Raw genomic sequence first — 22,541 nt, 5'->3', positions numbered from 1 at the left:
TCGTCCTCGAACGCCGGACGGGCTGGGTTGAGCATCATTTCGGTACCTCCGACAGCAGATCCGCCACATCCAGTACGTGGTGGCCGCGCATCGCCGGCAGGCAGCTGCCGCGGGCCGGGCCGATCGCCGCCGCCCACTCCGCCGGGATCGCCGCGGCGCCCTCCGTGGCCCCCGCCAGCGCGCCCGCCACCGCCGCCGTCGTGTCCGCGTCGCGGCCCATGTTCACCGCCGTCAGGACCGAGTGGACGAAGTCGCCGTCCGCCGCCGCGTAGGCGCCGAAGGCCAGCGCCACCGCCTCCGGGGCCAGGTCGGTCCAGGGGTAGCCGCCGATGACCACCGCGGAGCGGACCGCCCGTTCGCCCCGGTGGGCCACCGCCACCGCCCGGCGCAGTGAGCGGGCCGTCCAGGAGTCGTCGGGGATCACCGCGAGCGCCGATGCCACCACCGCGATCGTGGGGGCGCCCGCCATCGCCGCCGCCACGCCCGCCGCCACCGCCTGGCCGCCGTAGATGCCCTCCCCGTCGTGGCTCACCGAGCCGTCGATGGCCACCAGGCGGGCCGCCTCGGCCGGGCGGCCCGCGGCGAAGACGCCGAAGGGCGCCGCGCGCATCGCCAGTCCGTCGCTCCAGGCGTGCCGGTGCTGGGCGGAGATGGGGGCCGCGAGGCCGCGGCGCAGGTTCTCCAGGGTGCCGCGTTCGCTGAAGCCGGCGCCGCGGAACTGCCCCTCCTCCCGGTCCGCGATCAGCTCGTGCCACGCCGCGTCCACGTGCGCGGGCGTGAGCGCCGAGCCGTGGCGGGCCAGCAGCAGGCCGGAGAAGAGCGCGTACTCCGTGTCGTCGGTGCCCGAGGGGGTGTCGGCGACGTAGCCCGTGATGCGGCCCCAGCGGGCCCGGATCTCGGAGGGCTTCATGTTCTCCGCGGGGGCGCCCAGCGCGTCGCCCACCGCCAGGCCCAGGAGCGCGCCGCGCGCCCGGTCGCGGAGTTCGGCGGCGTCCCCCGGCGCCGGAACCGAGGGGATGCAGGCGATCGATGCCATACGCGGCCTCTCCTCCGGGGGCGTCCGCACAGGGCGCGGAGCCACTTGGCGGATGTGTCCCACGGGAGGGGGCCGGGAGAGCCTTCCGGGTCCCAGCGTCACCCGGTCGACATCTGTGCGGGATATCTATCGAATGAGCGCGAAACTGCAAAGGTGCAGGTTAGACGAGCCTTTCCTTGCTGGCGGCGAGGGGATGAGCGGCGTAGATTTGGTGTTGTCGAAGAATGGAACTTGTCCAAACTTAACCTTACCTAAGCTTCAGGGGGATCACCCGCATGGCCATCATCGAGACCGAGGCGGCGCTGCACGAGGCGCACCGGGACAACCACACGCACCGCGATGTGAACGGCGGCTGGCTGCGCCCCGCCGTCTTCGGTGCCATGGACGGACTCGTCTCCAACCTCGCTCTGATGGCCGGCGTCGCCGGCGGTCAGGTCAGCCATCGGACGGTGGTGCTGACCGGGCTCGCCGGCCTGGCCGCCGGTGCCTTCTCCATGGCCGCCGGCGAGTACACCTCCGTCGCCTCGCAGCGCGAGCTGGTAGAGGCCGAGCTGGACGTCGAGCGGCGCGAGCTGCGCAAGCATCCGCAGGACGAGGAGGCCGAGCTGGCCGCGCTGTACCGGGCCCGCGGGGTGGACGCCGAACTGGCCCGGGAGGTCGCCCGGCAGCTCTCCCGCGACCCCGAGCAGGCCCTGGAGATACACGCCCGTGAGGAACTCGGGATCGATCCGGGCGACCTGCCCTCGCCCGGCATCGCGGCCGTGTCGTCCTTCGGCGCCTTCGCGCTGGGCGCCCTGCTCCCCGTACTGCCGTACCTGCTCGGGGCGACCGCGCTGTGGCCCGCCGTGCTGCTCGCCCTCTTCGGGCTCTTCGCCTGCGGTGCCGTCGTGGCCAAGGTGACGGCGCGGACCTGGTGGTACAGCGGTGTGCGGCAACTTGCCCTGGGTGGTGCGGCGGCCGGTGTGACGTACGCCCTGGGCAGCCTGTTCGGGACGGCCGTAAGATAACGAGACTGGAACTTATGCGAGGGGCCGCATGGGTACCCGTTACTCGCTGGTTTCGAACGCTTAACCACCGGGCATGACCCGTAAGCGCTGTGGGCAATGGTGCCTGCCGCGCACCTGTGCGAGGTGGGCGACGACGCTCTCCTCGCCGCCGCCCGACGGGCACCGATCTGATCGATCTTGTCCCTGTCGGTCCCCATCACTTCCGGCCGTTGATCGCGGCCCTGCCGTCACCCCGCGGCGTCCCGCATGCTGGAACGGAGTATCCGGTTCCCGAGAACCGCTCCATCATGTAACCTGCACGAAATTTTGATCTCAGCGCGTATCTCGGCGCGGATCATCCGCAGAGGGCCAACGTCGTCCCTCGGCACCAGCCACACGCCACTGACGACGACGGGAGAGCCGATGCGTACGCCGCGCCAGCCGTCCCAGCATTCCGCGAATGGCCAGAACTGGTCCTTCATGGATGCTCGCCCTGCTGCGCAGGGTATGTACGACCCCCGCAACGAGCACGACGCCTGTGGCGTCGGCTTCGTGGCCACCCTCACCGGCGAGGCGAGCCATGCGCTGGTCGAGCAGGCGCTCACCGTTCTGCGCAACCTGGAGCACCGCGGTGCCACCGGCTCCGAGCCCGACTCGGGCGACGGCGCGGGCATCCTGTCCCAGGTGCCGGACGCCTTCTTCCGCGAGGTGGCCGGCTTCGAGCTGCCCGCGGCCGGTGCGTACGCCGTCGGTATCGCCTTCCTGCCGGTGGACGGCATCGAGGACGCCGTCTCACAGATCGAGACGATCGCCGCCGAGGAGGACCTCACCGTCCTGGGCTGGCGCGAGGTTCCGGTCGCGCCCGACCTGCTCGGCGCCACCGCCCGTTCCACGATGCCCGCCTTCCGGCAGATCTTCGTCGGCGACGGCGTCGCCCAGGGCATCGACCTCGACCGCAAGGCCTTCCTGCTGCGCAAGCGCGCCGAGCGCGAGGCCGGCGTCTACTTCCCGTCGCTGTCCGCCCGCACGATCGTCTACAAGGGCATGCTGACCACCGGCCAGCTGGAGCCCTTCTTCCCGGACCTGTCCGACCGCCGCTTCGCCTCCGCGATCGCGCTCGTGCACTCCCGGTTCTCCACGAACACCTTCCCGTCGTGGCCGCTCGCCCACCCGTACCGCTTCGTCGCGCACAACGGCGAGATCAACACCGTCAAGGGCAACCGCAACTGGATGCGGGCCCGTGAGTCGCAGCTCGTCTCCGAACTGTTCGGGGAGGGCAAACTCGACCGCGTCTTCCCGGTCTGCACGCCCGACGCCTCCGACTCCGCCTCCTTCGACGAGGTGCTCGAACTCCTGCACCTGGGCGGCCGTTCGCTGCCGCACTCCGTGCTGATGATGATCCCGGAGGCGTGGGAGAACCACGACTCCATGGACCCGGCCCGGCGCGCCTTCTACCAGTTCCACTCCACGATGATGGAGCCCTGGGACGGCCCGGCCTGTGTCACCTTCACCGACGGCACCCAGGTCGGCGCGGTGCTGGACCGCAACGGTCTGCGCCCCGGCCGCTACTGGGTCACCGACGAGGGCCTGGTCGTCCTCGGCTCCGAGGTCGGCGTCCTGGACATCGACCCCGCGAAGGTCGTCCGCAAGGGCCGCCTCCAGCCCGGCAAGATGTTCCTCGTCGACACCGCCGAGCACCGCATCATCGAGGACGACGAGATCAAGGCCCAGCTCGCCGCGGAGAAGCCGTACGCGGAGTGGCTGGAAGCCGGCGAGATCGAGCTGTCCGACCTGCCCGAGCGTGAGCACATCGTGCACACCCACGCCTCGGTCACCCGCCGCCAGCAGACCTTCGGTTACACCGAGGAGGAGCTGCGGATCATCCTGGCGCCGATGGCGAAGGCCGCCGCCGAGCCGATCGGCTCGATGGGCACCGACTCGCCGATCGCCGCGCTGAGCGACCGCCCGCGGCTGCTCTTCGACTACTTCACCCAGCTGTTCGCGCAGGTCACCAACCCGCCGCTGGACGCCATCCGCGAGGAGCTGGTGACCTCGCTGCGCTCCTCGCTGGGCCCGGCCGGCAACCTGCTGGAGCCGACGGCCGCGTCCTGCCGCACCGTCACGCTGCCGTTCCCGGTGATCGACAACGACGAGCTGGCCAAGCTCATCCACATCAACGCCGACGGCGACATGCCCGGCTTCAAGGCCGCGACCCTCTCCGGCCTGTACCGGGTCTCCGGCGGCGGCGACGCCCTCGCCGCGCGCATCGAGGAGATCTGCGCCGAGGCCGACGCCGCCATCGAGAACGGCGCCCGCCTGATCGTCCTGTCGGACCGCCACTCCGACGCCGAGCACGCGCCGATCCCCTCGCTGCTGCTCACCGCGGCCGTCCACCACCACCTCATCCGCACCAAGCAGCGCACCCAGGTGGGCCTGCTGGTCGAGGCCGGTGACGTCCGCGAGGTCCACCACGTCGCCCTGCTCATCGGCTTCGGCGCCGCCGCGGTCAACCCGTACCTGGCCATGGAGTCGGTGGAGGACCTGGTCCGCGCCGGCACCTTCCTGCCCGGCATGGAGCCCGAGCAGGCCATCCGCAACCTGATCTACGCCCTCGGCAAGGGCGTGCTGAAGGTCATGTCGAAGATGGGCATCTCCACCGTCGCCTCCTACCGCGGCGCCCAGGTCTTCGAGGCCGTCGGTCTCGACCAGGCCTTCGTGGAGAAGTACTTCAACGGCACCGCCACCAAGATCGGCGGCGTCGGCATCGACGTCATCGCCAAGGAGGTCGCCGCCCGCCACGCCAAGGCGTACCCCGCCTCGGGCATCGCCCCGGCGCACCGCGCGCTGGACATCGGCGGCGAGTACCAGTGGCGCCGGGAGGGCGAGCCGCACCTGTTCGACCCGGAGACGGTCTTCCGCCTCCAGCACTCGACCCGCACCGCGCGCTACGACATCTTCAAGAAATACACCGACCGCGTGAACGAGCAGTCCGAGCGCCTGATGACGCTGCGCGGCCTGTTCGGCTTCAAGTCGGACCGCCGGCCGATCCCCGTCGACGAGGTCGAGCCGGTCTCCGAGATCGTCAAGCGGTTCTCCACGGGCGCCATGTCGTACGGCTCCATCTCCAAGGAGGCGCACGAGACCCTCGCCATCGCCATGAACCAGCTGGGCGGCAAGTCCAACACCGGTGAGGGCGGCGAGGACGCGGACCGGCTGTACGACCCGGCGCGCCGGTCCAGCATCAAGCAGGTCGCCTCCGGCCGCTTCGGAGTGACCTCCGAGTACCTGGTCAACGCCGACGACATCCAGATCAAGATGGCCCAGGGCGCCAAGCCCGGCGAGGGCGGCCAGCTGCCCGGCCACAAGGTCTACCCGTGGGTCGCGAAGACGCGTCACTCGACGCCGGGCGTGGGGCTCATCTCCCCGCCGCCGCACCACGACATCTACTCCATCGAGGACCTGGCCCAGCTGATCCACGACCTGAAGAACGCGAACCCGCAGGCGCGGATCCACGTGAAGCTGGTCTCCGAGGTCGGCGTCGGCACGGTCGCCGCGGGTGTGTCCAAGGCGCACGCGGACGTCGTGCTGATCTCCGGCCACGACGGCGGCACCGGCGCCTCGCCGCTGACGTCGCTGAAGCACGCCGGTGGCCCCTGGGAGCTGGGCCTCGCCGAGACCCAGCAGACCCTGCTGCTCAACGGTCTGCGCGACCGCATCGTCGTGCAGACCGACGGCCAGCTGAAGACCGGCCGGGACGTCGTCATCGCCGCGCTGCTCGGCGCCGAGGAGTTCGGCTTCGCGACCGCGCCGCTCGTCGTCTCCGGCTGCGTCATGATGCGCGTCTGCCACCTGGACACCTGCCCGGTCGGCATCGCCACCCAGAACCCGACCCTGCGCGACCGGTTCTCCGGCAAGGCCGAGTACGTCGTGAACTTCTTCCGGTTCATCGCCGAAGAGGTCCGCGAGATCCTCGCCGAGCTGGGCTTCCGCTCCATCGAGGAGGCCGTCGGCCACGCCGAGGCGCTCGACGTGAGCCGCGCCGTCGACCACTGGAAGGCACAGGGCCTGGACCTGTCCCCGCTGTTCTACGTGCCGGAGCTGCCCGAAGGCACCCCGCTGCACCAGGTCATCGAGCAGGACCACGGCCTGGAGAAGGCGCTCGACAACGAGCTGATCAAGCTCGCCGCCGACGCCCTCGCCGCGGACTCCGCCACCGACGCCCAGCCGGTGCGCGCCCAGGTCGCCATCCGCAACATCAACCGCACGGTCGGCACCATGCTCGGCCACGAGGTGACCAAGAAGTTCGGTGGCGCGGGCCTGCCCGACGACACCATCGACATCACCTTCACCGGCTCGGCCGGCCAGTCCTTCGGCGCCTTCCTCCCGCGCGGTGTCACGCTGCGCCTGGAGGGCGACGCCAACGACTACGTCGGCAAGGGCCTCTCCGGCGGCCGGGTGATCGTCCGTCCCGACCGGGGCGCCGACCACCTCGCCGAGTTCTCCACGATCGCGGGCAACACCATCGCGTACGGCGCGACCGGCGGCGAGCTGTTCCTGCGCGGCCGGACCGGTGAGCGGTTCTGCGTCCGCAACTCCGGTGCGACCGTCGTCTCCGAGGGCGTGGGCGACCACGGCTGCGAGTACATGACCGGCGGTCACGCGGTGGTGCTCGGCGAGACGGGCCGCAACTTCGCGGCCGGCATGTCGGGCGGTGTCGCCTACGTCATCGACCTCGACCGCGACAACGTCAACGTCGGCAACCTCGACGCGATCGAGGCGCTGTCGGACCACGACCGGCAGTGGCTGCACGACGTGGTGCGCCGCCACGCCGAGGAGACCGGCTCGACGGTCGCCGAGAAGCTGCTCGCGGACTGGGACACGTCCGTGGAGCGCTTCAGCAAGATCATCCCCAGCACGTACAAGGCAGTGCTCGCCGCCAAGGACGCCGCCGAGCGAGCCGGTCTCTCCGAGACCGAGATCACCGAGAAGATGATGGAGGCGGCGACCAATGGCTGATCCCAAGGGCTTTCTCAACCACGGCCGCGAGGTCGCCACGTCCCGCCCGGTCGAGGAGCGGCTGCGGGACTGGAACGAGGTCTACGTCCCCGGCTCCCTGCTGCCGATCATCAGCAAGCAGGCCAGCCGCTGCATGGACTGCGGCATCCCGTTCTGCCACAACGGCTGTCCGCTCGGGAACCTGATCCCGGAGTGGAACGACTACGCCTACCGCGAGGACTGGTCGGCCGCGCAGGAGCGGCTGCACGCGACCAACAACTTCCCGGAGTTCACCGGCCGGCTCTGCCCGGCGCCCTGCGAGTCGGCGTGTGTGCTCGGCATCAACCAGCCGGCCGTCACCATCAAGAACGTCGAGGTCTCGATCATCGACAAGGCGTGGGAGACCGGTGACGTCGCCGCGCAGGCCCCCGAGCGCCTGTCCGGCAAGACGGTCGCGGTCATCGGCTCGGGCCCGGCGGGCCTGGCCGCCGCCCAGCAGCTCACGCGGGCCGGTCACACGGTCGCCGTCTACGAGCGCGCGGACCGGATCGGCGGACTCCTGCGGTACGGCATCCCCGAGTTCAAGATGGAGAAGCGGCACATCAACCGCCGTATCGAGCAGATGCGCGCGGAGGGTACCCGGTTCCGTACCGGCATCGAGATCGGCCGCGACCTCAAGGCGACCGACCTGAAGAAGCGGTACGACGCCGTCGTCATCGCCGCCGGTGCCACCACCGCCCGCGATCTGCCGGTCCCCGGCCGGGAGCTGAAGGGCATCCACCAGGCCATGGAGTACCTGCCGCTGGCCAACAAGGTGCAGGAGGGCGACTACGTCACCACGCCGATCTCGGCCGAGGGCAAGCACGTCGTCGTCATCGGCGGCGGTGACACCGGCGCCGACTGCGTGGGCACCGCCCACCGCCAGGGCGCGGCCTCGGTGACGCAGCTGGAGATCATGCCCCGCCCGAACGACGAGCGGGACACCGTCTCCCAGCCGTGGCCGACCTTCCCGCTGCTGTACAAGGTCACCTCCGCGCACGAGGAGGGCGGCGAGCGGGTCTACTCCGTCTCCACCACCCACTTCGAGGGCGACGAGGACGGCAATGTGCAGTGGCTGCACCTCACCGAGGTGGAGTTCCTCGACGGCAGGCTGACCCCGAAGCCGGGCACCGAGCGGAAGATCCCCGCCCAGCTGGTCACCCTCGCCATGGGCTTCACCGGCACCGACCGGGAGAACGGCCTGGTGGAGCAGTTCGCCCTGGAACTCGACGAGCGCGGCAACATCGCCCGCGACGCCGACTTCCAGACGAACGTGCCGGGCGTGTTCGTCGCCGGTGACGCGGGCCGCGGCCAGTCGCTGATCGTGTGGGCCATCGCCGAGGGCCGCTCCGCCGCCCGTGGCGTGGACCGCTTCCTGACCGGCGCCAGCGACCTGCCGGCCCCGATCCGCCCGACCGACCGGGCCCTGATGGTCTGACGGTCCGTCGAGGACCGTTCGAGAAACGTCCCGTACAAAGGCGTACGGAACACAGACGGCGCCTGCCCTTTGTCCCCGACCGGACGACTGGGCAGGCGCCGCCGCCTTGCTCAGGACACCTGGTACCGGTCCCCGTACATGCGCCAGGCCAGCGGGGTACGCAGCTCCATGTTGCCGTCGTGGAGCCACTCCCGCTGGGCCGTGTCGATCCGGCTGGTGTCGGCGGTGGACTTCTTGCGCTGCATCGCCTGCTTGCGTATGTCCAGGAAGATGTCGAGGTACGCCTTCTCCGAGCCGCCCCTCGACGGCTGCTTCGCCTCGTTCAGGGCGCGTTCGCGCAGGCCGTAGAAGCCGTTGGGGCTCGGGTCCGGGCCGTGCAGGACCATCGCGTCGTAGTAGACGAACTGCCCCAGCGTGCCGAGGCCGTCGAGCTTGGCGAGGCGGACCGCGGGGTTGAAGTAGACGCGGTCGCGCTCCTTGTCCTGGGCGGTGCGGAAGGCCGCCTTCTTCGACTCCGCCTTCCAGGCCGTCGGGAACCCCGGGTCCAGGCCCTCGTGCGAGTCCGTGCCGTCCACCTCGCGCAGGGCGGGCAGATAGCGGGCCAGGCCGTTGTCGGGGTGCGCCTCGGTGTACCGCTCGACGAGGGCGAGCAGGTCGTGGGTGCCGGTGCAGAAGCCGATGATGCCGGCCGTGTAGCCGCATCCGTCGCCGTTGTCCTCGACGCTGCCGTAGCCCAGGCGCCAGTTCAGGCTGGAGAACTCGGCCGTGGCCGTGATCTGCAGGGCCAGCTCCTTCTTCGCCGGGGCGGCGAGGCCCGGCGGCAGGCTCGCGAGCATCTTCTCGTCCGCGGCGCGCTCGGTCTCGGCCCGCTCCTTGGCCTCCTCGCGGGCCAGCTGCGCGGCCGAGACCGGCGGCTTCGCCGGGCTCTGCGCGGAGTCGGTGGGCATCAGGAAGTACGCCGCCGCCGTGAGGGCGACCGGCACGGCCGCGAACGTCAGGATTCCGGTACGTCTCACTTCAGTCCTCCCCCCGTGCGCGATGGCGACAGCAGGTCGTGACGCTGGACTGGGGTTCCAAGCCGGCTCCTCGAAAGGCGATGGGACGGTGGGTGAGCCGGTGGGGACGGCGGCGTACAAAGTAACCAACAGCTGTGGATGCCGGGAGAGGCGGGTCAAGTGTGACGTAATCTCGGCAGCCGGTCGGTCGAGTCAAGGGGGAAGCCGATGGCGGCGATCAGTCTCAGCAAGGTGGAGGAGACCGCGCCCGCGCTGGTCAGCCTGTACAAGAGCGCCGGGGTGTCGCTGGCCAAGCACGGTCTGGACGGGCTGCGGGCCGCGGTCTACCTGGTGGTCGACTACTCCGGTTCCATGAAGCCGTACTACAAGGACGGCAGTGTGCAGGCGCTCGCCGACCGGGTGCTCGGCCTCTCCGCGCACCTCGACGACGACGGCCGGGTGCCGGTGGTGTTCTTCTCCACCGACGTCGACGCCGAGACCGAGATCGCCCTCGCCGATCACCAGGGGCGGATCGAGCGGATCGTGGCCGGGCTCGGGCACATGGGCAAGACCAGCTACCACCTCGCCATGGACGCCGTGATCGACCACTACCTCGACAGCGGCGCCCGGGAGCCCGCCCTGGTGGTCTTCCAGACCGACGGCGGCCCGATCAACAAGCTCGCCGCGGAACGGTATCTGTGCAAGGCGGCCCGGCTGCCGCTGTTCTGGCAGTTCATCGGCTTCGGGGACCCCTCCAGCAGGCAGTTCGAGTATCTGCGCAAGCTCGACGAGCTGTCCGTGCCGGACAAGCGGGTCGTCGACAACGCCGGCTTCTTCCACGCCGGGCGGGACCCGCGCAAGGTCTCCGACGCCGACCTGTACGACCGCCTGGTGGGGGAGTTCCCGAAGTGGCTGGTGGCGGCGCGGGCCCAGGGGATCGTCCCGCCGCGCGCCTGAACCGGCGCCGGGGCGGACGGGCGGCCCGGGATCCACTGGGAGGTCACCGGTGGCGTGTACTCCCACCGAGGACGACGGCCCGGCACTCGTCCGGGCCGCCCCAGGCGGTGCGCAGGGCGCGGGCCTTGGTCAGCCAGAGCGACAGGTCGCACTCCGCGGTGTAGCCGATCGCGCCGTGCAGCTGGAGGGCGGTACGGGCGGTGGCGTACGCCGCCTCGCAGGCGGTGACCTTGGCGGCGGCGATGTCCTCGGCGGTGCGGGTGAGGGCGGCGCCGAGGACGAGGGGGCGGGCGAACTCCAGGGCGGTCCTCGCGTCGGCGAGCTGGTGCTTGACGGCTTGGAACGAGCCTATGGGGGCCCCGAACTGGCTGCGCCGCTTGACGTGGGTGACCGTCCGGGCGAGAAGGGCCAGGCCGACGCCGAGGGCCTGGGCGGCGGTGAGGAGACGGGCCAGGGCCAGGGCGCGGCCGGCGGCCGGGGTGGCGGTGAGGAGTTCGCCCGCGGCCAGGGCGGTGAGGCGGCGGGCGGGGTCGATCGACGGGCGGACCGGGCCGTGGCCGGAGCAGCGGAACAGGCCGTCGGGGGTGAGCAGGAGCCGCAGGTCCGCCACGTCCCCGTCCAGGGCGTACGGGCCCCCGCGGGCCACCGTCGCCATGTCCCCGTCCAGGGCGTACGGGCCCCCGCGGGCCACCGTCGCCAGGAGCTCGCCGGAGACGAGCCGCTCGGGCTCCGGGAGCAGCGCGGCGGCCGTGACGGTCTCGACGAGCGGGCCGGGCACCGCATGCCGGCCCAGCTCCACGAAGGCGAGGGCGAGTTCGACCGGGCGGAGGCCGAGGCCGTCCTGTTCCTCCGGCACGGCGAGCGCGAACACCCCGGCCCCGGCGATACGGCCCCACAGCGCCCGCCCGCGCGCGTGCTCGCCCCGGCTCCAGTCCCGTACGACGGCCGGAGTGTCCGCCGCGCCCAGCATCGCGTCCAGGGAGGCGGTGAACGCCCGCTGCTCGGCGTCGGGCAGGAAGCGCATCAGCGGCGTCCCTTCGGCAGGCCCAGCAGGCGTTCGGCGATGATGTCCCGCTGTATCTCGTTCGTCCCGGCGTAGATCGGGCCCGCGAGGGCGAAGACATAGCGCTCGGCCCACTCGGTGTCCGCCAGCTCGCCCTCCTCGCCGAGCAGATCGAGCGCCGTCTCGTGCAGGGCGATGTCGTACTCCGACCAGAACACCTTGTTCAGGCTGGACTCGGGGCCGGTCCGCTCGCCGTCGAGGCAGCGGGAGGCCGCCGCGTAGGTGAAGAGCTGGTAGGCGCGGGCGCCGATGAGGGCGTCGGCGACGCCTCTTCTCGCGGTCTCCGGCTCGCCTCGCGCCCGCCACAGGCGGTCAAGTCGCTCCGCGCTCGCCAGGAACCGTCCCGGCGAACGCAGCTTCAGCCCCCGCTCGGCGCCCGCCGTGGACATCGCGATCCGCCAGCCCTGCCCCGGCTCGCCGATCACGTCCTCGTCCGGCACGAACACCTCGTCCAGGAACAGCTCGGCGAAGGCCGGTCTGCCGTCCAGCCGGCGGATCGGGCGGACCGTGACACCGGGCGCGCGCAGGCCGAACATCAGGTACGTCAGCCCCTGATGGGGTTCCGGTGCCTCCGGGTCGCTGCGGAACAGGCCGAACGCGCGGTCCGCGAAGGCCGCCCGGGACGACCACGTCTTCTGGCCGGACAGCAGCCAGCCGCCGGCCACGCGCGTGGCCCTCGCCCGCAGCGACGCCAGGTCCGAGCCCGCCTCCGGCTCCGACCACGCCTGCGCCCAGACCACCTCGCCGGACGCCATCGGCGGCAGCACCCGCGCCCGCTGCCGAGCCGTACCGAAGTCGAAGAGCGTCGGCGCGAGCAGGCTGATGCCGTTCTGCGTCACCCGGCCCGGCGCCCCGGACGCGTAGTACTCCTCCTCGAACAGCAGCCACTGGACGAGGGAGGCGTCCCGGCCGTTGTACTCCGCGGGCCAGTCGATAACCGACCAGCGCGCCCCGGCCAGTTCGGCCTCCCAGGCGCGGTGCGCCGCGAAGCCCTCCTCGGTCTCCAGGGACGGCAGCGGCTCGGCCGGCACCCGTGCGCGCAGCCAGGACCGGGCCTCCGCGCGCAGGGCGGTCTCCTCCTCGGTGAACGTGAGATCCATCGGCCGCCACTCCTTCCCTAACAAGTGTTTGGTAGGTTAGCGTGCCCCTATGACAGGCGTCGAGAGCCCGGCGTACGTCCCCGGGCACGGGCTGCTGAAGGGCCGTACCGCCGTCGTCACGGCCGCCGCGGGCGCGGGCATCGGCGCGGCGACCGCGCGCCGGTTCCTGGAGGAGGGCGCGCGGGTGCTCCTCAGCGACGCGCACGTCCGGCGGCTGAAGGAGTACGAGGCCGAGCTGGGGCGGGAGTTCCCGGGGGCGGTGACGGCCGTCGCCTGTGATGTCACCGACGAGACCCAGGTGACGGCCCTGTTCGACACCGCCGTCCAGGAGCACGGGCGGCTGGACGTGGTGGTCAACAACGCCGGGCTCGGCGGGACTGAAGCCCTCGTCGACATGACCGACGAGCAGTGGTCGCGGGTCCTCGACGTGACCCTCGGCGGCACCTTCCGCTGCGTCCGGGCCGCTCTGCGGCGGATGCGGGAGACCGGCGGGGTGATCGTCAACAACGCCTCCGTGCTGGGCTGGCGCGCACAGGCCGGGCAGGCGCACTACGCCGCCGCGAAGGCGGGCGTCATGGCGCTGACCCGGTGCGCCGCGCTGGAGGCCGCCGCCTACGGGGTGCGTGTCAACGCCGTCGCCCCGAGCCTCGCCATGCATCCGCACCTGGCGAAGGTGACCTCGCCGGAACTGCTGGCGGAGCTCACCGCGCGCGAGGCCTTCGGGCGGTACGCCGAACCCTGGGAGGTGGCCAACGCGATCGTCTTCCTGGCGTCCGGCTACTCCTCGTACCTGACCGGAGAGGTCGTCTCCGTCAGCAGCCAGCACGCCTAGGACGAGAATGGATCCGTGCCGACCAAGAAGAAGCCCCAGGTGACCGCCGCCGCACCCGCCCGGCGCCGGGAACTCCTCGACACCGCCGCCGAGGTCTTCGCCGAGCAGGGCTACAACGCCACCACCGTACGCAAGATCGCGGACCACGCGGGCATGCTCGCGGGCAGCCTCTACTACCACTTCGACTCCAAGGAGTCGATGCTGGAGGAGATCCTGCGCACCTTCCTCGACGAGCTGTGGGACGGCTACGACACCGTTCTCGGCGCCGCCCTCGGGCCGCGGGAGACCCTCGAAGCGCTGGTCACCGAGTCGTTCCGGGAGATCGACCGGCACCGCGCCGCCGTCGCGATCTACCAGAAGGAGAGCAGGCAGCTGGTGGCGCAGGAGCGGTTCGCGTTCCTCGCCGAGTCCCAGCGCCGGTTCGAGACGGCGTGGCTGTCCACGTTGGAGCGCGGGGTCGCGGCCGAGGTGTTCCGGGCCGACCTCGACGTCCGGCTCACCTACCGGTTCGTGCGGGACACGGTGTGGGTCGCCGCGTCCTGGTACCGGCCCGGCGGACACCACAGCCCCGAGGAGATCGCCCGGCAGTACCTGTCGATGGTGCTGGACGGGATCGCCGTACGCACGTAACCCAATGGAGAGTCCGGGGAGTCGTCATGGCCGAGGCATACATCGTCGAAGCGGTCCGTACGCCCGTGGGGCGGCGCGGGGGAGGGCTCGGCCGGGTGCATCCGGCCGACCTCGGCGCGCGGGTGCTGAAGGAGCTGGTGGCGCGTACGGGCGTCGACCCGGCGGCCGTCGAGGATGTCGTCTTCGGGTGCCTGGACGCCGTGGGGCCGCAGGCCGGGGACATCGCGCGGACCTGCTGGCTGGCGGCCGGGCTGCCCGAGGAGGTGCCCGGGGTGACCGTCGACCGGCAGTGCGGATCCTCCCAGCAGGCCGTGCACTTCGCCGCCCAGGCCGTGCTCTCCGGTACCCAGGACCTGGTCGTGGCCGGCGGGGTGCAGAACATGTCGATGATCCCGATCGCGTACGCCACCCGGCAGGCCGCCGAGCCGCTCGGGCTGACCCAGGGCCCCTTCGCGGGCAGCGAGGGCTGGCGGGCGCGGTACGGCGCGAAGCCGGTGAACCAGTTCGCCGGCGCCGAGATGATCGCCGCGAAGTGGGGCATCAGCCGGCGCGAGCAGGAGGAGTTCGCGCTGCGGTCCCACGAGCGGGCGGTGCGGGCGATCTACGAGGGGCGCTTCGACCGGGAACTGGTGCCCTACGGCGACGTCGTGGCCGACGAGGGGCCGCGCCGGGACACCTCGCTGGAGAAGATGGCCGCGCTGCGGCCGGTCCTGGACGGCGGCACGATCACCGCCGCCTGCTCCTCGCAGGTCTCCGACGGCGCGGCGGCCCTGCTGCTCGCCTCCGAGCGGGCGGTGCGCGAGCACGGGCTCACGCCCCGCGCGCGCGTGCACCATCTCTCGGTGCGCGGCGAGGACCCCATCCGGATGCTCACGGCGCCCATCCCGGCCACCGCGCACGCCCTGAAGAAGACCGGCATGACCATCGACGCGATCGACCTCGTCGAGATCAACGAGGCGTTCGCGCCGGTCGTCCTGGCCTGGCTGAAGGAGACCGGCGCCAACCCCGAGCGGGTCAACGTCAACGGCGGCGCCATCGCCCTCGGCCACCCCCTGGGCGCCACGGGCGTCCGCCTGATGACCACCCTCCTGCACGAACTGGAGCGCACCGGCGGCAGGTTCGGCCTCCAGACCATGTGCGAGGGCGGGGGACAGGCGAACGTGACGGTCATCGAGCGGCTGTGACCCGCCGCAGGGTGTGCGCCGCCTCCGTCATGATGCGGTCCACCAGTTCCGCGCACGAGGGCAGGTCGTCGATGACTCCGGTGACCTGGCCCGCCGCCATCACCCCGAGGTCCGTGCGGCCGTCCACCATCGACGCCCTGAGCAGCATCGGCGTGTTCGCGGCGAGCAGCACCTGGCTCCAGGTCAGGTCCTTGCCCCGCTTCAGGGCGCGCCCGTCCTGGATCATCCGGCGCCAGGACAGCCCCGACAGCCGCCGGAACCCCGCGGCCCGCCGTACGGCCTGGCACAGGGCCCTGGCCCGGCCGGAGCGCTCCAGCGACTCGACGAGGCCGGTACGGAGCATGCGGTGCGGCAGGCCGTCGACGGCCGTGGTGACGGTGACGTCCCGGACCGTGGCCGCCAGATAGCGCGCCTTCACCGCGTCCGGGACCGTCGAGTCGGAGGTCAGCAGGAAGCGCGTGCCCATGGCGACGCCCGCCGCGCCGTAGGCCAGCGCGGCGACCAGGCCCCGCCCGTCGAAGAACCCGCCCGCCGCCACCACCGGGATCCGCACCGCATCCACCACCTGCGGCAACAGCACCGTCGTGGCCACCTCGCCGGTGTGCCCGCCGCCCTCGCCGCCCTGCACGATCACCGCGTCCGCGCCCCAGCCCGCGACCTTCTCGGCATGCCGTCGCGCGCCGACGGTCGGGATCACCAGCACCCCCGCCTCCTTCAGCCCGGCGATCAGCCCGGGGGAGGGGGCGAGGGCGAAGGAGGCGACCCGGACGCCCTCGTCGATGATCACCTGGACGCGGTCGGCGGCGTCCGAGGCGTCCGCGCGCAGATTGACGCCGAAGGGCGCGTCCGTACGGGACTTGACCTCGCGGACGGCCTCGCGGAGCCGGTCGACGGTCATCGTGGCGGAGGCCAGGATCCCGAGCGCGCCCGCCTCGGCGGTGGCGGAGACCAGCCGGGGCCCGGCCACCCAGCCCATCCCGGTCTGCACGAGCGGATGCCGGACCCCGACGAGCCGGGTGAGCGCGGTCTCCATCAGCGGTCCACCTCCCGCGCGCGGGTGTTCTCCGGGTCGATCTCCGCACGGATCAGCCGCAGTTCGCGCGGGGACGGATCGCGGGTGTACGGCACCTCGTCCGGGACCGTCAGCGCGAAGCCGGTCGCCTCCCGGACCTCCTCGACGGTGACGCCGGGGTGCAGCGAGGCCAGCCGCATCGAGCGGTCGGGGGTGGCGAAGTCGAAGACGCCGAGGTCGGAGACGACACGCGGAACGCTGTGGTGGCGGGCGCCTGCGGCACGGTCGTAGCCCACTCCGCAGACCATGTCGACGCGCTCGACGAAGACCCGCCGGGAGTGGCGCGGGATCCAGTAACTGGTGGGGTTGTTGAGCGTGTTGACCGGCGCCCCGCGCACCCCGAGGAGCTGCCGCGCGGGCCTGGACCAGTCCCCGATGCAGGAGATGTTCTGATTGCCGAACCGGTCGATCTGGCTCGCGCCCATCATCACGTGCCGCCGCCCCCCGGTGACCCAGGCGAGGTGCTGCCGGTACGGCAGCCAGCCCTCGACGGTGCCGTCCGGGCGGACGAGCATCGCCTCGCCGTCGGTGAGCAGCAGGTCCGGGGAGAACGTCAGCCGGGCGAGGCGGGCGCCTGCGGAGGGGATCAGGCCCATGGGGCTCGCCAGGATCTCACCGGCCCCGCGCCATGCCTCGGCGCAGGCGATGACGCAGTACTCGGCCCGGGTGGCGGTCATGCCGTCCTGCTCTCCTTGAGGTACCGTTCGGCGAACTCCGGCCAGGGCGTGGTCGCGTACTCCCGCTGTACGGCCTCGTCGCGGCCGTAGTCGGGGGCGCAGGAGGTGAAGCGGGCGCCGCGGGGGGCCTCGATCACGCCGGTGACGGTGTGCCGTGCGATCAGCAGGGTCTGGGGCGCGGCCTCCTTCGTCAGCTCGGCGGTGTCGACGATCCGCTCGCAGGAGACGTACGCGGTGTCCGCCGCCGCGCAGAAGAGGTCGTCGAAGTACGGGTCGGGGCCCAGGTACTGGCCGTTGCCCCGCCGGTCGGCGCGGTTGACGTGGACGAGGGCGGCGTCGAGCCGCAGCGCGGGCATGGCGACGAAGGTCTCGCCGTCCTCGTACGGCGAAGTGACCGTGCGCAGGCCGGGGTTGACCCGCATGACGTCCGAGCCGAGTCCGGCGCGCACCGGGAGGAAGGGCAGCCGGTGGGCGGCGGCGCGCAGGCCCCACAGGAACATCGCCTCGTCCACCTCGGTGAGTTCGAGGGTGCCGTGCTCGCGGGCGGCGCGGTAGTGGGGTTCTAGGGGGATGGAGTCGAGGGTGACGAAGGGGGCGACGAGCCTGCGGACACGTCCGGCGGCGGCGAGCATGCCGACGTCGGGGCCGCCGCAGGAGACGATCGTGAGAGCGGTGATCTCCGTGCGGAGCAGTGCTCTGACCAGGGCCATCGGTTTGCGGCGGGAGCCCCAGCCGCCGATGCCGAGGGTCATGCCGTCGGACAGCCGGGAGACGGCCTCGTCGGCGGTCATCGTCTTGTCGGCCAGCGTGCTGTCGGTCAGTGTGCTGTCGGCCAGCGTCCTGTCGTCCAGCGTCCTGTCGGTCATGCGGGCGCCTCCCCGAAGGTGTCCCGGACCCGGTCCCCGACGCCGCTCACGCTCGCCTCGTAGGTGAAGCCCTGCTCGAAGCGGTAGCTGCGGTGGACGTCGACGGGGTCGATGCCGTTGAGGGCCGCTTTGGCGAGGCGGAGCAGCTCGCCGTCCTTGGCGGCGATGTCCCGGGCCAACTCAAGGGCCGCGCCCAGGAGTTCCGGGCGGGGGACCACCCGCCACACCGAGCCGTGGGCGTGCAGCTCGGTCGCGGTGGCCGTGCGGGAGGTGAAATACAGCGCGCGCATGAGGTGTTGCGGCACGAGCCGGGCCAGATGGGTGGCGGCGCCCAGCGCGCCCCGGTCCAGTTCGGGGAGGCCGAAGGTGGCGTCCTCGCTCGCGACGATCGCGTCCGCGTTGCCGGCCAGTCCGATGCCGCCGCCCAGGCAGAAGCCCTGCACCGCCGCCACCACCGGGACCTCGCACTCGTACACGGCCGAAAAGGCCTCGTAGCAGCCGCGGTTGGCGCCGATGAGCGCGGTCCGGCCGTGGGCCTGGATCTCCTTGATGTCCACGCCCGCGTTGAAGCCCCGCCCCGCGGCGGCCAGCACCACGCACCGCACCTCCGGGTCGCGGCCCGCCGTGCGGACGGCGTCGGCGAGAGCGAACCAGCCGGTCGCCGGGAGGGCGTTGACGGGCGGGTGGTCGACCGTGACGACGCGGATCCCCTTTTCCGGGGACGAGGTGGAGACACTCATGGGCGCATCAGCTACCTTCCACCTAACGTTTGTTAGGTGGAAGGTAGCAGCGGATGGAGCTGAACGGGAAGCTCGCCGTCGTCACCGGCGGTACGCGCGGCGTCGGCGCCGGGATCGCCCGGGCCTTCGTGGCGGCGGGGGCGGAGGTGATCGCGGCCGCGCGCCGGGCGCCGGAAGTGCCGTGTGAGGGAGTGGAGTTCAGGGCCCTGGACGTACGGGACCCCGCATCGGTGCGCCGGTTCTTCGACGGGCTGCCCCGGCTCGACGTCCTGGTGAACAACGCGGGCGGCACCCCGTACCGGCTGCTGACCGGGGCGGACGCGGAGCGGCACGCGCGCGTGCTGGAGCTGAACCTGACCGCCCCGCTGACGGTCTCGCTCGCCGCGTACGGCCTGCTGCGGCGGGCCCGCGGGAGCGTGGTGATGATCGGCAGCGTCAGCGGCGGCCGGCCCTCGCCGGGTTCGGCTGCGTACGGAGCGGCCAAGGCGGGCCTGGAGAGCCTGGCCCGCTCGATGGCGGTGGAGTGGGCGCCGGAGGTCCGGGTCAACACGCTGGTGGTCGGGATGGTCCGCACCGAACTGGCGCACCTGCACTACGGCGGCGCGCGGGGCGTCGCGGCGGTGTCGAGGACGGTCCCGCTGGGCCGGCTGGCCGAGCCGGCGGACGTGGGCGCGGCGGCGGTCTTCCTCGCCTCGGACGCGGCGGCGTATGTCACCGGGGCGGCGCTGCAGGTGCATGGGGGCGGGGAGCGGCCGGCTTTTCTGGATGCGGCGGCTGTGGGGGAGGTGTGAGGGGGAGCGGGGTGCTGGTGGACGGGGGCGGGCTTTCTGGGAGCGGCGACTGTGGGGGAGCGGGTGCTCGTGCAAAGGGGCGGGAGCGGCCGGCCCTTCTGGGCGCGGCGACTGTGGGGGGAGCGGGGTGCTCGTGCGGCGGGAGCGGCCGGCTCTTCTGGGCGCGGGGATGAGGGGGCGGGGTGCTGGTGCCGGTGCGGGGACTGTCGAGAGGGAGGCGTGGGATGAGCGGAGAGCGCGGATCGTTGTCGTCGGCGCGGGTAACTGCCCGGAAGCGGGGCTGAGATGACCGGACTCTGCGACGGACGGGTCGTCGTCGTCACCGGCGCCGGGCGGGGCCTCGGCCGGGCCCACGCGCTCGCCTTCGCGGCGGAGGGGGCGCGGGTGGTCGTCAACGACCTCGGCGTCGGCCTCGACGGCACACCGGACCCCGAGGGCCCGGCGGGGCGGGTCGTCGAGGAGATCCGCTCGGCGGGCGGCGAGGCGGTGGCGCACGGCGGCGACATAGCGACGACGGCAGGGGCCGCCTCGCTGATCCGGACGGCCCTGGACGCGTACGGCCGCCTGGACACCCTGGTCAACAACGCCGGGTTCCTGCGGGACCGGATGCTGGTGAACCTCGGCGAGGAGGAGTGGGACGCGGTGGTGCGCGTCCACCTCAAGGGCCACTTCCTGCCGCTGAGACACGCGGCGGCGCACTGGCGGGCGGAGGCCAAGGCGGGGCGCACCCCGACGGCGAGGATCGTCAACACCAGCAGCGGGGCAGGTCTGTCGGGGGCCGTGGGGCAGGGCAACTACAGCGCGGCGAAGGCCGGGATCCTGGCGCTCACGCTGGTGGCGGCCGCCGAACTCGGCCGCTACGGCGTCCAGGTCAACGCCATCGCCCCGGCCGCCCGCACGAGGATGACGGAACGCACCTTCGCCGACACCATGGCGGCCCCCGCATCGGGCTTCGACGCGATGGCCCCGGAGAACGTCTCCCCCCTGGTCGTCTGGCTCGGCTCGGCCGCGAGCGCGGGAGTGACGGGTCGTGTCTTCGAGGCGGAGGCCGGCCGCATCACGGTGATGGAGGGCTGGCGAAGGGGGCCGACCGCGGACAAGGGGGCCCGCTGGGACGCACGGGAGGCGGGGGAGACGGCGGTGAAACTACTGGGGGAGGCGGAGCCGCCGGGGGCGGTGTACGGGGCGTGACCACGCACTCGCAGCCGACTCCCCGGCCACCACGAACCCCACCCGGTCCCCCGCCCCCGGCGGAGCCCTACGTGTCGCACTCCAGAACCGTCCGGCACAGCCCGCACCGCGCCCGCACCCGCCCCCGCACCGGTACCCGGATCCGCTGGTGGCACGTCGGACAGGGGAACGACACCCGCAGCCCGCCGCCGTCCGGAGTGAAGGTGTACGGCGCGCCCGGTGCCGGTCCGCCGCCCCCGTGCCGCCGGTCGCGGGCGTACCGGCGGCGCCCCGCCCAGCCCGCCGCCGTCAGCGGGGGCTGCTGCTCGTCGCGGCGGGCCTGCGCCATGCCCTTGCCGTACGCCGTGTACGCCTGCGGACTGGTGAACCACACCGAGGGATCCTCCCCGAAGACCAGCGCCCGCTTGGCGAGGACATAGCCGAACTCCTCCGGCGTCAGATACCCCAGCTTCTGCGACGACGCCCCGTCCTCCCGGTACGCGTCCAGCAGCAGCCACCCCGCGCCCAGGTACGTCGTCGCGGTGTCCGTGAGGATCTCGTTGTCCCGCGTACCGGGGAACGACAGATCCAGCCGGTGCAGATACACATGCATGATCTCGTGGGCCAGCGCCGCCCCGATGTCCCGCCGATGCGTCCGGAACCGGTCGTTCAGCTCCACGAAGTACTCGGGTCCCGCGGCGAGTTCGACGTTCGCCGCATGCGTCATCTCACGGAAGCTCACGATGATCCGGGCGTCCGGCAGCCGGTAGTGCCGCACCAGCTCGCGGGCCACCCGCTGGGTGCCCAGATACAGGTCGTCGGTGTCGCAGAACGCCACGTCCGCCGGGACCACACTGCTCGCGAACGTCTGGACGGTGTCGTACGACAACCGCTTGTACAGCGCGGTGATCGCCGCCCGCACCGTCTGAAGGTGTGGGTAGCCGTGCTCGACCGGTCCGCCGTTCGCCACGTCCGAACCCCCAAGACGCCTGAACCCGATTCCACTCTACGGGGAGGTGAGGGATATTTCCCCGCTCGGGTTCCCTTCCCGGTACGTGAGATCCGTCCTTGTCATGCCCCCTCCTCGATCTTCATACTGCGGGCCGCCCAACCCCCCACGAAAGGACATGCGTTGACCCATAACATGCCCACGAGAAGCGGCGGCCTGACGCTGGTCAAGCGAGCCGTGGCGCTCGGTGCCGTCACCCTCGCCGTCGCCTCCCTCCAGCCCCTGAGCACCGCCCAGGCCGCGGACACCCGGGTCGTAGGAGGAACGCCCGCGGCGCAGAACGAGTTCCCCTTCATGGTCCACCTCTCGATGGGCTGCGGCGGGGCGCTCTACAAGAAGGACATCGTCCTGACCGCCGCCCACTGCATGGACGGCTCCGGCAACAACAACCGCATCACCGTCACCGCCGGTGTCAGCGACCTCAACTCCTCCTCGGCCATCAAGGTCAAGTCGACCAAGGTCAAGGTGGCCCCGGGCTACGACGGCACCGGCAAGGACTGGGCGCTGATCAAGCTCGCCAAGCCGATCGACAAGCCCACGCTGAAGATCGCCACCACCGACCGCTACAACCGCGGCATGTTCACGATCGCCGGCTGGGGCGACACCCAGGAAGGCGCGGGCACCGGCACCACCAAGATGCGGAAGGCCACGGTGCCGTTCGTCGCCGACCGCGTGTGCAAGCGCCACTACGGCAACCGGCTGGTCGCGAAGGAGGAGCTCTGCGCCGGCTGGACGCGCGGCAGCGTCGACACCTGCCAGGGCGACTCCGGCGGCCCGATGTTCCGCAAGGACGACGCCGGCAAGTGGATCCAGGTCGGCATCGTCAGCTGGGGCGACGGCTGCGCCCGCGCCGGGGTGCCCGGCGTCTACACCCAGGTGAACACGTTCGCCGCCGACATAGCCCGGGCCGCGTCGGCCCTGTAGGGACGCGGCCACGAGCACGGCGTGCGCCGCGCGCCCT

19 protein-coding genes are annotated in these 22,541 nt (G+C 72.1%); 10 read left to right on the top strand and 9 right to left on the bottom strand.

The window, feature by feature from the left end; translation table 11 throughout:
• Positions 1–34: 34 nt before the first annotated feature.
• On the bottom strand, positions 35–1,036 hold the full coding sequence (locus tag ACWD1Z_RS25475; RefSeq protein WP_451121895.1) for an ADP-ribosylglycohydrolase family protein: 1,002 nt from the start codon (positions 1,034–1,036) through the stop codon (positions 35–37).
• A 275-nt stretch (positions 1,037–1,311) separates the two neighbouring features.
• Here ACWD1Z_RS25475 and ACWD1Z_RS25470 point away from each other — a divergent pair, with 275 nt between their 5' ends.
• The 3 genes from ACWD1Z_RS25470 (at position 1,312) to ACWD1Z_RS25460 (ending at position 8,494) form a co-directional block, all read left to right on the top strand.
• The gene (locus tag ACWD1Z_RS25470; RefSeq protein ID WP_451121894.1) at positions 1,312–2,043 is read left to right on the top strand and encodes a VIT1/CCC1 transporter family protein; all 732 of its coding nucleotides are present in this window, start codon (positions 1,312–1,314) and stop codon (positions 2,041–2,043) included.
• Positions 2,044–2,445: 402 nt separating this feature from the next.
• The gene (gene gltB / locus ACWD1Z_RS25465) at positions 2,446–7,038 is read left to right on the top strand and encodes a glutamate synthase large subunit (RefSeq protein WP_451121893.1); all 4,593 of its coding nucleotides are present in this window, start codon (positions 2,446–2,448) and stop codon (positions 7,036–7,038) included.
• Positions 7,031–8,494: a glutamate synthase subunit beta gene (locus tag ACWD1Z_RS25460; RefSeq protein ID WP_451121892.1), complete on the top strand. Its 1,464-nt coding sequence runs from the start codon at positions 7,031–7,033 to the stop codon at positions 8,492–8,494. The genes gltB and ACWD1Z_RS25460 overlap by 8 nt, the downstream gene beginning before the upstream one ends.
• 110 nt (positions 8,495–8,604) lie before the next feature.
• On the opposite strand, the gene ACWD1Z_RS25455 is transcribed toward ACWD1Z_RS25460, so the two are convergent.
• Positions 8,605–9,510, bottom strand: a complete 906-nt coding sequence (locus tag ACWD1Z_RS25455; protein ID WP_451121891.1) for a chitosanase — start codon at positions 9,508–9,510, stop codon at positions 8,605–8,607.
• Positions 9,511–9,717: 207 nt separating this feature from the next.
• On the opposite strand from ACWD1Z_RS25455, the gene ACWD1Z_RS25450 reads away from it, so the two are divergent.
• Positions 9,718–10,446, top strand: coding sequence for a vWA domain-containing protein (locus ACWD1Z_RS25450; RefSeq protein WP_451121890.1), 729 nt, complete (start codon positions 9,718–9,720; stop codon positions 10,444–10,446).
• A gap of 43 nt (positions 10,447–10,489) precedes the next feature.
• Here ACWD1Z_RS25450 and ACWD1Z_RS25445 read toward each other — a convergent pair whose 3' ends face one another.
• Together ACWD1Z_RS25445 and ACWD1Z_RS25440 are read right to left on the bottom strand one after the other, a co-directional pair.
• Positions 10,490–11,470, bottom strand: coding sequence for an acyl-CoA dehydrogenase family protein (locus ACWD1Z_RS25445; RefSeq protein ID WP_451121889.1), 981 nt, complete (start codon positions 11,468–11,470; stop codon positions 10,490–10,492).
• Positions 11,470–12,609: an acyl-CoA dehydrogenase family protein gene (locus ACWD1Z_RS25440; protein WP_451121888.1), complete on the bottom strand. Its 1,140-nt coding sequence runs from the start codon at positions 12,607–12,609 to the stop codon at positions 11,470–11,472. Before ACWD1Z_RS25440 ends, ACWD1Z_RS25445 begins: the two co-directional genes overlap by 1 nt.
• Positions 12,610–12,658: 49 nt before the next feature.
• Here ACWD1Z_RS25440 and ACWD1Z_RS25435 point away from each other — a divergent pair, with 49 nt between their 5' ends.
• Genes ACWD1Z_RS25435 through ACWD1Z_RS25425 form a run of 3 tightly spaced genes read left to right on the top strand, consistent with a single transcriptional unit; the run spans position 12,659 to position 15,255 of the window.
• Positions 12,659–13,441, top strand: a complete 783-nt coding sequence (locus ACWD1Z_RS25435; RefSeq protein ID WP_451121887.1) for an SDR family oxidoreductase — start codon at positions 12,659–12,661, stop codon at positions 13,439–13,441.
• Positions 13,442–13,456: 15 nt separating this feature from the next.
• Positions 13,457–14,071, top strand: coding sequence for a TetR/AcrR family transcriptional regulator (locus ACWD1Z_RS25430; RefSeq protein WP_451121886.1), 615 nt, complete (start codon positions 13,457–13,459; stop codon positions 14,069–14,071).
• A gap of 26 nt (positions 14,072–14,097) precedes the next feature.
• Complete coding sequence (locus ACWD1Z_RS25425) at positions 14,098–15,255, top strand: acetyl-CoA C-acetyltransferase (protein WP_451121885.1); 1,158 nt, start codon at positions 14,098–14,100, stop codon at positions 15,253–15,255.
• Here the strand turns inward: ACWD1Z_RS25425 and ACWD1Z_RS25420 are convergent.
• Genes ACWD1Z_RS25420 through ACWD1Z_RS25405 form a run of 4 tightly spaced genes read right to left on the bottom strand, consistent with a single transcriptional unit; the run spans position 15,239 to position 18,610 of the window.
• Positions 15,239–16,288, bottom strand: a complete 1,050-nt coding sequence (locus ACWD1Z_RS25420) for an NAD(P)H-dependent flavin oxidoreductase (RefSeq protein ID WP_451121884.1) — start codon at positions 16,286–16,288, stop codon at positions 15,239–15,241. The genes ACWD1Z_RS25425 and ACWD1Z_RS25420 overlap by 17 nt on opposite strands.
• Complete coding sequence (locus ACWD1Z_RS25415; RefSeq protein ID WP_451121883.1) at positions 16,288–17,004, bottom strand: CoA-transferase subunit beta; 717 nt, start codon at positions 17,002–17,004, stop codon at positions 16,288–16,290. Before ACWD1Z_RS25415 ends, ACWD1Z_RS25420 begins: the two co-directional genes overlap by 1 nt.
• Entirely contained in the window at positions 17,001–17,810 is an 810-nt protein-coding gene (locus ACWD1Z_RS25410; protein WP_451121940.1) for a CoA transferase subunit A, read from the bottom strand. The genes ACWD1Z_RS25415 and ACWD1Z_RS25410 overlap by 4 nt, the downstream gene beginning before the upstream one ends.
• 56 nt (positions 17,811–17,866) lie before the next feature.
• Positions 17,867–18,610 (bottom strand): enoyl-CoA hydratase family protein, encoded by a 744-nt coding sequence (locus ACWD1Z_RS25405; protein WP_451121882.1) that lies wholly within the window; start codon positions 18,608–18,610, stop codon positions 17,867–17,869.
• A gap of 53 nt (positions 18,611–18,663) precedes the next feature.
• Between ACWD1Z_RS25405 and ACWD1Z_RS25400 the strand changes: the two genes are divergently transcribed.
• Entirely contained in the window at positions 18,664–19,401 is a 738-nt protein-coding gene (locus tag ACWD1Z_RS25400) for an SDR family oxidoreductase (protein WP_451121881.1), read from the top strand.
• 285 nt (positions 19,402–19,686) lie between these two features.
• Positions 19,687–20,592 carry an SDR family oxidoreductase gene (locus ACWD1Z_RS25395; protein ID WP_451121880.1) on the top strand — a complete coding sequence of 302 codons (906 nt, stop codon included), beginning with the start codon at positions 19,687–19,689 and terminating at the stop codon, positions 20,590–20,592.
• A gap of 67 nt (positions 20,593–20,659) precedes the next feature.
• Here ACWD1Z_RS25395 and ACWD1Z_RS25390 read toward each other — a convergent pair whose 3' ends face one another.
• Positions 20,660–21,541 carry a hypothetical protein gene (locus ACWD1Z_RS25390; RefSeq protein WP_451121879.1) on the bottom strand — a complete coding sequence of 294 codons (882 nt, stop codon included), beginning with the start codon at positions 21,539–21,541 and terminating at the stop codon, positions 20,660–20,662.
• A 174-nt stretch (positions 21,542–21,715) separates the two neighbouring features.
• Here ACWD1Z_RS25390 and ACWD1Z_RS25385 point away from each other — a divergent pair, with 174 nt between their 5' ends.
• Positions 21,716–22,504 carry a S1 family peptidase gene (locus tag ACWD1Z_RS25385; protein ID WP_451121878.1) on the top strand — a complete coding sequence of 263 codons (789 nt, stop codon included), beginning with the start codon at positions 21,716–21,718 and terminating at the stop codon, positions 22,502–22,504.
• The last annotated feature ends 37 nt before the right edge of the window (positions 22,505–22,541 follow it).

It is taken from the genome of Streptomyces sp. NPDC002784 (assembly GCF_053592135.1).
This window is presented reverse-complemented; position numbering and strand designations above follow the sequence as displayed.

Excerpts from the sequence above, each read along its gene's own strand:
- ACWD1Z_RS25475 (WP_451121895.1), bottom strand. The coding sequence starts at position 1,036 with ATGGCATCGATCGCCTGCATCCCCTCGGTTCCGGCGCCGGGGGACGCC.
- ACWD1Z_RS25470 (WP_451121894.1), top strand. The coding sequence starts at position 1,312 with ATGGCCATCATCGAGACCGAGGCGGCGCTGCACGAGGCGCACCGGGAC.
- gltB (WP_451121893.1), top strand. The coding sequence starts at position 2,446 with ATGCGTACGCCGCGCCAGCCGTCCCAGCATTCCGCGAATGGCCAGAAC.
- ACWD1Z_RS25460 (WP_451121892.1), top strand. The coding sequence starts at position 7,031 with ATGGCTGATCCCAAGGGCTTTCTCAACCACGGCCGCGAGGTCGCCACG.
- ACWD1Z_RS25450 (WP_451121890.1), top strand. The coding sequence starts at position 9,718 with ATGGCGGCGATCAGTCTCAGCAAGGTGGAGGAGACCGCGCCCGCGCTG.
- ACWD1Z_RS25445 (WP_451121889.1), bottom strand. The coding sequence starts at position 11,470 with ATGCGCTTCCTGCCCGACGCCGAGCAGCGGGCGTTCACCGCCTCCCTG.
- ACWD1Z_RS25440 (WP_451121888.1), bottom strand. The coding sequence starts at position 12,609 with ATGGATCTCACGTTCACCGAGGAGGAGACCGCCCTGCGCGCGGAGGCC.
- ACWD1Z_RS25435 (WP_451121887.1), top strand. The coding sequence starts at position 12,659 with ATGACAGGCGTCGAGAGCCCGGCGTACGTCCCCGGGCACGGGCTGCTG.
- ACWD1Z_RS25425 (WP_451121885.1), top strand. The coding sequence starts at position 14,098 with ATGGCCGAGGCATACATCGTCGAAGCGGTCCGTACGCCCGTGGGGCGG.
- ACWD1Z_RS25420 (WP_451121884.1), bottom strand. The coding sequence starts at position 16,288 with ATGGAGACCGCGCTCACCCGGCTCGTCGGGGTCCGGCATCCGCTCGTG.
- ACWD1Z_RS25415 (WP_451121883.1), bottom strand. The coding sequence starts at position 17,004 with ATGACCGCCACCCGGGCCGAGTACTGCGTCATCGCCTGCGCCGAGGCA.
- ACWD1Z_RS25405 (WP_451121882.1), bottom strand. The coding sequence starts at position 18,610 with ATGAGTGTCTCCACCTCGTCCCCGGAAAAGGGGATCCGCGTCGTCACG.
- ACWD1Z_RS25400 (WP_451121881.1), top strand. The coding sequence starts at position 18,664 with ATGGAGCTGAACGGGAAGCTCGCCGTCGTCACCGGCGGTACGCGCGGC.
- ACWD1Z_RS25395 (WP_451121880.1), top strand. The coding sequence starts at position 19,687 with ATGACCGGACTCTGCGACGGACGGGTCGTCGTCGTCACCGGCGCCGGG.
- ACWD1Z_RS25385 (WP_451121878.1), top strand. The coding sequence starts at position 21,716 with ATGCCCACGAGAAGCGGCGGCCTGACGCTGGTCAAGCGAGCCGTGGCG.